At 49.1% G+C, this 1,506-nt stretch carries 1 protein-coding gene; it reads left to right on the top strand.

The window, feature by feature from the left end:
* Nucleotides 1–731: 731 nt before the first annotated feature.
* Nucleotides 732–1,506: aromatic amino acid transport family protein (locus ACRC27_RS00790; protein ID WP_438638867.1), on the top strand; the 775-nt coding region annotated here is incomplete at its 3' end.

Here is a 1,506-nt window from a genome sequence, read left to right as displayed (position 1 = left end):
GGGGAAGGGTATCTGGAAGACGGTATTCCGCATATCGGCATGAACCGATTAGGGCACTAAGCTAGACAATCGCTTCGTTTTTTATCACCGGCATCAGTAGAACTCAGCTTATCCGGCGTTGCGCTCTAAGGTGATGACGCGTTTGTCGGTGATGAAAATTAAACCAACTGCTATTTTGTGAGCAACTTCACTGTTGAAAGTTTACGCATCCTGTGCGCAGGGAAAATAAATTTATGTGATCGATCTCTCTTTATTGCGTTATAAATCTCCCTATCCCCTATAAAAAGTGTGATTTAGGACTCGACCAATGGCTGCCAGTCGCTATAATGGCGCCCTCTTATTGGTAGGGCAACTTATTGCACATCTCGTTGTTTGTATTCCTTCGGGTGCATGCAGATAACCAGCCGCAACGCTGCACTACCAGACAGAGTGAACAAAAGTAATTCCAGCGTCTGACAGCCCATATCAAAAATCAATCAGACAGTCAGCGCTGAAACCAAGAACCTTTTTCGCAGAGGTTGAAACACGGCGATAACAGCTGCTGGAACAGCGGTTGCAGACAATATCAGGCTCATCTCTGAGCAATTTTCCAATGGATGGTTATTTTGCTGCCCCTTGCTTTGGCAGGGCACAACTGTATGTGTTTTTTATCGCACTCTGGCTCACGTTGTAGCTTGAATCGTTTCAACCTACTGATAACGTTTTTTTATAAATACTTTGAAGATAAACCTATGGATCACACAGTAGCGAAACAAGCAACGACTCAAGGCGCCAATGCGGCGACCATGAAGTGGAATAAAAGTGACATCACTTGGATGCTGGGCCTGTACGGTACGGCGGTAGGTGCGGGTACGCTGTTCCTGCCTATCGAAGCCGGTATCGGTGGTATCTGGCCTCTGCTGGTGATGGCGATTCTGGCTCTGCCAATGACCTTCTTTGCACACCGTGCACTGTGCCGCTTCGTACTGTCTGGCTCTGGCCGTCAGGGCGACGACATCACTGAAGTGGTAGAAGAGCACTTTGGCTCAACCGCCGGTTACCTGATCACCTTCCTGTATTTCTTCGCGATCTACCCGATCCTGTTGGTATACAGCGTGGCGATCACTAACACCGTTGAAAGCTTCATGCTGAACCAGCTGCACATGACCCCACCTCCGCGTGCGATCCTGTCTCTGGTGCTGATCGTGGGCCTGATGGCGATTGTGGCCTGTGGTGAAAAGCTGATCGTTAAAGCCATGAGCGTACTGGTATTCCCATTTGTGGCCGTACTGGTGCTGATGTCTCTGTTCCTGATCCCTGAGTGGAACACTGCCATTTTCCATTATGTGCCAGCGGGCGGTAACGGTATCGGCAACGTGCTGAAAACTCTGTGGCTGGTGATCCCAGTAATGGTGTTCTCTTTCAACCACTCACCAATCATCTCTTCTTTTGCCGTAGAGCAAAAGCAGCAGTACGGTGACATGGCTGATGCCAAGAGCTCACGCATTCTGATGATGAGCCACATCA

The sequence above is a fragment of the Plesiomonas sp. genome, assembly GCF_051650925.1.
Taxonomy (GTDB): domain Bacteria; phylum Pseudomonadota; class Gammaproteobacteria; order Enterobacterales; family CAMTGL01; genus Plesiomonas.
Note: the sequence above shows the minus strand (reverse complement) of the source record. Positions and strands in the feature narration are given on the sequence as shown.